The sequence below is a fragment of the Corallococcus aberystwythensis genome, from assembly GCF_003612165.1.
In the GTDB taxonomy this organism is placed as follows: Bacteria; Myxococcota; Myxococcia; order Myxococcales; family Myxococcaceae; genus Corallococcus; species Corallococcus aberystwythensis.
This window is the reverse complement of record NZ_RAWK01000408.1, coordinates 1-6,288: the sequence shown is the minus strand read 5'-3', so window position 1 is coordinate 6,288 and position 6,288 is coordinate 1. Positions and strand designations below refer to the sequence as shown.

Here is a 6,288-nt window from a genome sequence, read left to right as displayed (position 1 = left end):
CCCCTGCTTCATGCCAACCGCCCGATTCTTGACCCCCCCGGAGGCGATTGATACGACCGCCGACCAGTCTCCCTCCGCTCTGTCGACCGAGGCCCCAGTGATGACGAAGCAGTCGCTCCTGTTGGCGTTCGCGGGCGTGCTGACCGCATGTGGCCCCGTGAAGTCCACGTCCAACATCCTCGACGCAGAAGTGCAGATCCAGGCCGCGCGCACCGCGGGGGCGGAGAAGGAAGCCCCCTACGAGTGGACGGCCGCCAACCTCTACCTGCAGAAGGCGCGGGAAGAGGTCGGTTATTCGGACTACCAGGCCGGCGTGGACTTCGCGGTGAAGGCCTCGCGCTTCGCCAACGAGGCGCGCGAGAAGGCCATGTCCGCGGCCAACAGCGGCGAATCCCAGGGCCGCCCCCAGAACCCGTGACGCCCGAGCGCTCCCCGATGAAGCGTCTGTCCCAGTCCGCGCTTTTCACCCTGCTGTTCACCTCCCTCGCCTGCGTCAGCGGCAACAAGATCCGCGCTGACACGGAGGTGCTCACCGCCGACGTGGAGCGAGCCCGCAGGGGCGGAGCCCTGCGCTGCGCGCCCGCGGAGCTGGCCGCCGCGGAGGCCAACCTCGACTTCGCCCGTGGAGAGCTCAGCCAGGGCAACAGCTCGCGCGCCGCCCAGCACGTGCGCAGCGCCGACACGGCGGTGAAGCGCGCCCTGGAGCTGTCCAAGAACTGCGGCCCGCGCCAGGTGCTGGTGCGCGACCGCCCGGAGACGCCGCAGGCGCCGGAACAGCCCCAGCAGCCCACCCAGCCCCAGCAGCAGGTGGTGGTGAGCATCGAGGAGACGGACAGCGACGGCGACGGCGTGCTGGACAAGGACGACCCCTGCCCCGAGCAGGCCGAGGACGTGGACGGCTTCCAGGACCAGGACGGCTGCCCGGACAACGACAACGACAACGACGGCGTGCTGGACGCGGCGGACAAGTGCCCGCTCATCCCCGGCGTCGCGGAGAACAACGGCTGCCCGCCGGAGGCCCCCAAGGACCGCGACGGCGACGGGGTGCTCGACAACGCCGACAAGTGCCCGGACCAGCCCGAGGACAAGGACGGCTTCCAGGACGAGGACGGCTGCCCGGAGATGGACAACGACCTGGACGGCATCGTGGACGGCACGGACAAGTGCCCCAACGAGGCGGGTCCGCTGCAGAACCTGGGCTGCCCCATCGTGGACAAGGACGGGGACGGCATCAACGACGACAAGGACAAGTGCCCGGACGAGCCCGAGGACAAGGACGGCTTCCAGGACGAGGACGGCTGCCCGGACCTGGACAACGACAGCGACGGCGTGCCGGACGCGCAGGACAAGTGCCCGGGTGAGGCCGGCCCGCAGGAGAACGGCGGCTGCCCGGATCCGGACCGCGACAGCGACGGGGTGGTGGACCGCCTGGACGCGTGCCCTGACGACCCGGGCGTGAAGGAGGAGCGCGGGTGCGCCAAGCAGTACAAGATGGTCGTCGTCAAGAAGGACCGGATTGAGATCAAGAAGCAGATCCTCTTCGGCACCGGCTCCGCGAAGATCATCGGCAAGCAGAGCACCACCATCCTGGATGAGGTGGCGCAGGCGCTGAAGGACGCGCCGTGGATCCGCAAGATGCGCATCGAGGGCCACACGGACTCGATGGGCAACGACACGGCGAACCTGAAGCTGTCCCAGAAGCGCGCGGACGCGGTGATGGCGCAGCTGCTCAAGCGCGGCATCGACCCGGGCCGCATGGAGGCCGTGGGCTTCGGTGAGACGAAGCCCGTGGCGCCGAACAACACGAAGGCGGGCCGCGCGCTCAACCGCCGCACGGAGTTCAACGTCATCCGGCAGTGACGTGACGCCCCACCCCGCTTCCGTCCATGACGGGAGCGGGACAAGCAGTGCCCCTCGCGCCTCCCCGGGCCTCACGCCCTGGGAGGCGCGGCCGTTTCCGGGCATGGAAGGAGCGCCGTGACGCGCGGGCGCATGGCACCTGCCCGGGCGCCGCGCCCGCACGTGCCGGAGGGGCTCAGCCGTCCTTGAGCAGCTCGTGCAGCACTTCGGTGGCGTAGGCGCCGCGCGGCAGCTCGAACGTGAGCTGCGCGTCCTCGCCGTCCACCGTGAGCTCCGCCGCGCCCAGCCGCACGCGGTACGGACGGCGCGTGCCCTCCGTCTCGTCACCGCCGCGCTGGAAGTCGCTCAGCGTGACGCCCGCGTCGACGAGCAGCCGGGCTTCCGCCTCCGCCACCTCGCCCTTCGACGCGGTCATCTTCGGGCCGAACATCGGGCCCGCCGGGCTCACCTCGAACGCGGCGACGCGCGGGTTGTCCACGTCCGGCGCCTCGCACACGAAGAGGCCGCCCGTCTCCTCCTTGCGCAGCACGTCGCCCAGGAGCGCCGTGGCGAAGGTGCCCGCGGCGAGCCGCGCGGCCAGCGCCTGGTTGAAGAGGCGCGACTGGAAGGCGGACAGGTACAGCTTGCGCTGGAAGCGGTCCGGCCGCTTCGGCAGCCGCTGCCCCAGGAGCAGCATCCGGCCCAGGTCCGCGTTGTCGCCGGCCCGCCCGAAGCGCTGCTCTCCGAAGTAGTTGGGCACGCCTTCCGCGGCCAGCCGGGAGAAGGACTCCCGCGCCGCGCCCAGGTCCTTCACGCCGCGCAGCCGCAGCCGGAAGCGGTTCCCGCGCAGGTGGCCGGTGCGCAGCTTGTTGCTGTGCCGCTTCGCCTCCAGCACGCGGACACCGTCCAGCGCGAACTCCGGCACGCGCGCTTCCGCGTTCGCGGGCACGGACAGCCACTGGCGCGTCACCGCCTGCCGGTCCTTCATCCCCGCCGAGCCGATGTCGTCCTCGCGAACGCCCAGCGCGGACGCCAGCGCGCGCACCACCTCGCGCGTGTCCCGGCCGCGCTTCTCCACCCAGAGGTACAGGTGCGTGCCCTCTCCGGACGGCAGGTACGCGGGCAGCTCCTCCACCTCGAAGTCCTCGGGCGTGAGCTTGAACGCCCCGCCACACCCGGGCACGCCCGCGGTCAGCCTCGGGAAGCCTGCGTCCGTCACGGTGCCTCGAGCGTGGCCAGGAGTTCCTTCACCCGGCGGGCCAGGTCCTCGTCCGCGCGCGACTCCAGCAGCTCCCCCGCCTGGAACAGCAGGAAGAACATCACGTCGCTCAGCGCCTGACGGAACGAGGCCAGCGGCTCACTGCCCAGGTGGGTGCGGTGCTTGTCGAAGGCCTCCATCAACCGGCCCTCCGGCAGGCTGCCATCCGCCGCGAACGCCAGCCCCTCCAGCACCGGAGACGACGACAGCGCCTGGTTGGCCAGCGCCGCGTTGGCCGCCGCGATGAACTCGCGGTCCATGCCGGAGCGGGCCACCTCGTCGCGGATCTCCCGGAAGATGAAGTTGAAGACGCGCGCCACCGGGCGGGCATCCACTGGCGGCGCCGTGCGCACCGGCGGACGCGTGCGCGGCGCGGCCACCTTCTCCGGCGTCGCGGCCGCAGCGGGAGCGCCCGCGGGCTTGTCCATCAGACCCGCGAAGCCGCCCTCCAGCAGGCGGAAGACGACCTTGGTGACGTCGAATTCGGACAGCCGCGCCGCGTGCCCCAGCTCCAGCACCGTGCGCCGCCCGTCCAGCATCGCCAGCACGCGGTCCTCGTCCTCCTCCAGCTTGCCGTCGGACGGACGCTTGCGCGCCACGTACAGGCGGCCGTGGGGGATGCGCTTCCGGAAGTGCGCCATCTCGTCGATCTTCCGGATGCTGTCCATCAGCAGGCTCTGCGTGGACAACTGAAGAGCGTGGCCCATCTTCTCGTCCAGCGGCTGGTCGATGAGGAAGAACGCTCCCTCCCGGGCCAGCACGATGGCGTGGAAGATTTCGCTCACCTGGTGGGTGACGCACTTGAACAGGTCGTGCGCCTGGAGCACGCCCTTCTCCACCAGCGCCCGGCCCAGCTTGGACGCGGACTGCTCGCGCAGCACCGCCTCCACCTGCGCGCGGTCCGCGTAGCCCAGGCGCACCAGCACCTCGCCCAGCCGGTCCGCGGGCTCCTCGGAGGTGGCGCCGCGCACCTCGCCCTCACGCAACGTGAGCGAGCGCTCGCCGCCCGGCGTGTGCACGCGGATGACGCCGCTCCAGCGTGACTGACTGAGGAACGCGATGAGGTCGGACAGCGGGAAGCCGCCCGCGTCCCCCGCCAGCACCACGCGCGGCGTGGGGATGGAGCCCCCTTCCGGCGGCGTGCGGGAGAACACCAGCAGGTCGGGCCCGGTGGGCATCAGCGCGTACGTCCCCGAGCGTCCCGCGAGCGCGGGGATGCCGGAGCGGTCCTCGGGGACCAGCTGCGCGGCGCCATCGATGCGGAAGCGTTGGCTCATCGACGCGGTCAGTCAGCGGCCCACGCGTTGTTGTTCGCGCGCCACTCCACCTCGTCCTCCATGCTGTGCTCCAACTGCCCTTCCTGGAAGCCCAACTCGTAGGCGCGTCCGTTGAAGAACACGGACGGGGTGCTGTTGATGGACGCCGCGCGCCCCTGCGCATGGAAGCCGTCAATCTCGTCCTTGTACGTGTCCGTCTTCAGCACGGCGGCCAGCTTGTCCCCGTCCAGGCCCACCGACTTCGCCAGCGCGGGCAGCGCCTCCGGCTTGAGGTTCTCCTGCTGGCCGAAGAGCGCGTCGTGCATCTGCCAGAACTTGCCCTGGTCACGCGCCCACAGCACCGCCTGCACGGCGGGGATGGCGTTGGGGTGGATGGAGAGCGGGAACGGCAGGTAGCAGAAGCGCACCTCGCTGGGGTGCTTCTTCGCGAAGCCCTCCAGGATGGGCCGGGCCTTGCCGCAGAAGGGGCACTCGAAGTCGGAGAACTCCGTCACCGTCACGGGCGCGTTGGCGTCGCCCTGGCACATGCGCGGATCCACCTTGAGCTGCACGCGCGGCTCGCGGAAGGACGCGTAGTACTTGGACAGCGTGACGATGACCTCGCTCGCGGGGCCGCCCTCCGCCACCATGCGCGCGGACAGCCGCGCCATCCGCTTCGCGTGCTTGCAGGACGTGTGCTGCTTGAGGCACGCGCCCAGCGAGTGGGGACAGCCGCAGTAGCAGAACTCGTCGCTGAACACCGTGGCCAGCTCGCGCTTCGCGGCCGGGGGCAGCGCGGAGAAGTCCATGCCGGGGATGCCCGTCAGCGCCTGGGCTGGATCCGCCGGCGGGGCTTCCTCGGCGGTGGGCGCGGCCGGAGCAGCGGCAGGGGCCGGAGCCGGGGTGGAGGCCGGCGGCGGGGCCTTGGCGGTGGCCGGGACTTCCGCGCTCTTGGTGCAGCCGGCGCCCATCAGGGTCGCGGCCAGCACGGGAGCAACACGCATCCATCGAGGGAAGAGCACGGCTCCGGGGTTTAGCCACGCGCGCCGGGCTTGTAAAGCAAGGCGGCCTTTGGCAGACGGCCCTCGCCCATGCCCAGAGTCCTGCTGCTTCACACGGGAGGCACGCTCGGAATGGCCGGTGGCCGGCCTTCCGCCCTGCGTCCCGCCGCCTTCTTCAAGACGCTCCGGAAACGCGCCCCGGAGCTGTTCCAGCTGGCCGACATCGAACTCGAGCTGTTCTCCAACCTGGACAGTTCGGAGATGCAGCCGGAGCTCTGGAGCCGGATGGCCTCCCACCTCCACCGTCGGCTGGCGGACTTCGACGGGGCGGTGGTGACCCACGGAACGGACACGCTCGCCTTCACGGCCAGTGCGCTGTCGTTCATGTTGCGCAACCCACCCTGCCCCGTGGTGCTGACGGGCTCGCAGCGGCCGCTGGGGGAGATCCGCTCGGACGCGCGGCTGAACCTCATCGACGCGGTGCTCTCCGCGCTCCAGGGGCCGCGCGAGGTGACCATCTGCTTCGACTCGCACCTGTACCGGGGCAACCGCACCCGCAAGGTGAAGGTGGCGGAGTACGACGCCTTCGAAAGCCCCAACTTCCCCGTGCTGGGCACCCTGGGCGTGGACGCCACCTTCGAGAAGGGCCTCGCGCCGCGAGGCCCCTTCCGGCTCCACGAGAAGCTGGATCCGCGCGTCTTCCTCCTCAAGGTGTACCCGGGCCTGGACCCCGCCCTGCCCCTGCAGCTGTTGCCGCACGTGAAGGGGCTGGTGGTGGAGGCGTATGGGGCGGGCAACGTGCCCGTCGCGCCGGAGCTGGGCCGCTCGCTCCTGCCGCTCTTCGTCCAGGCGCGGGAGCGGGGAATCCCGGTGCTGGTGGTGAGCCAGGCGTACCGCAACGGCGTGGACCTCACGCTCTATGCTGTCTCTTATA

At 71.0% G+C, this 6,288-nt stretch carries 6 protein-coding genes; 3 read left to right on the top strand and 3 right to left on the bottom strand.

Going from position 1 to position 6,288, the window contains the following annotated elements; translation table 11 throughout:
- Positions 1-100 precede the first annotated feature (100 nt).
- Complete coding sequence (locus D7W81_RS39035; RefSeq protein WP_120560424.1) at positions 101-418, top strand: DUF4398 domain-containing protein; 318 nt, start codon at positions 101-103, stop codon at positions 416-418.
- A 17-nt stretch (positions 419-435) separates the two neighbouring features.
- Entirely contained in the window at positions 436-1,860 is a 1,425-nt protein-coding gene (locus tag D7W81_RS39030) for an OmpA family protein (RefSeq protein ID WP_120560423.1), read from the top strand.
- 175 nt (positions 1,861-2,035) lie between these two features.
- On the opposite strand, the gene truD is transcribed toward D7W81_RS39030, so the two are convergent.
- From truD to D7W81_RS39015, 3 genes are read right to left on the bottom strand one after another with little or no spacing between them, the layout of a single operon-like run.
- Positions 2,036-3,058, bottom strand: coding sequence for a tRNA pseudouridine(13) synthase TruD (gene truD, locus D7W81_RS39025; RefSeq protein WP_120560422.1), 1,023 nt, complete (start codon positions 3,056-3,058; stop codon positions 2,036-2,038).
- Complete coding sequence (locus D7W81_RS39020; protein ID WP_120560421.1) at positions 3,055-4,374, bottom strand: DUF4388 domain-containing protein; 1,320 nt, start codon at positions 4,372-4,374, stop codon at positions 3,055-3,057. Before D7W81_RS39020 ends, truD begins: the two co-directional genes overlap by 4 nt.
- Positions 4,375-4,382: 8 nt before the next feature.
- The gene (locus tag D7W81_RS39015; protein ID WP_244227740.1) at positions 4,383-5,342 is read right to left on the bottom strand and encodes a DsbA family protein; all 960 of its coding nucleotides are present in this window, start codon (positions 5,340-5,342) and stop codon (positions 4,383-4,385) included.
- 102 nt (positions 5,343-5,444) lie between these two features.
- Between D7W81_RS39015 and D7W81_RS39010 the strand changes: the two genes are divergently transcribed.
- A partial coding sequence (locus D7W81_RS39010; RefSeq protein WP_147445791.1) for an asparaginase occupies positions 5,445-6,288 on the top strand: 844 nt, incomplete at its 3' end.

Bases quoted from the DNA above. Each gene is read 5' to 3' on its own strand.
- D7W81_RS39030 (WP_120560423.1), top strand. From the start codon at position 436: ATGAAGCGTCTGTCCCAGTCCGCGCTTTTCACCCTGCTGTTCACCTCC.
- D7W81_RS39020 (WP_120560421.1), bottom strand. From the start codon at position 4,374: ATGAGCCAACGCTTCCGCATCGATGGCGCCGCGCAGCTGGTCCCCGAG.
- D7W81_RS39035 (WP_120560424.1), top strand. From the start codon at position 101: ATGACGAAGCAGTCGCTCCTGTTGGCGTTCGCGGGCGTGCTGACCGCA.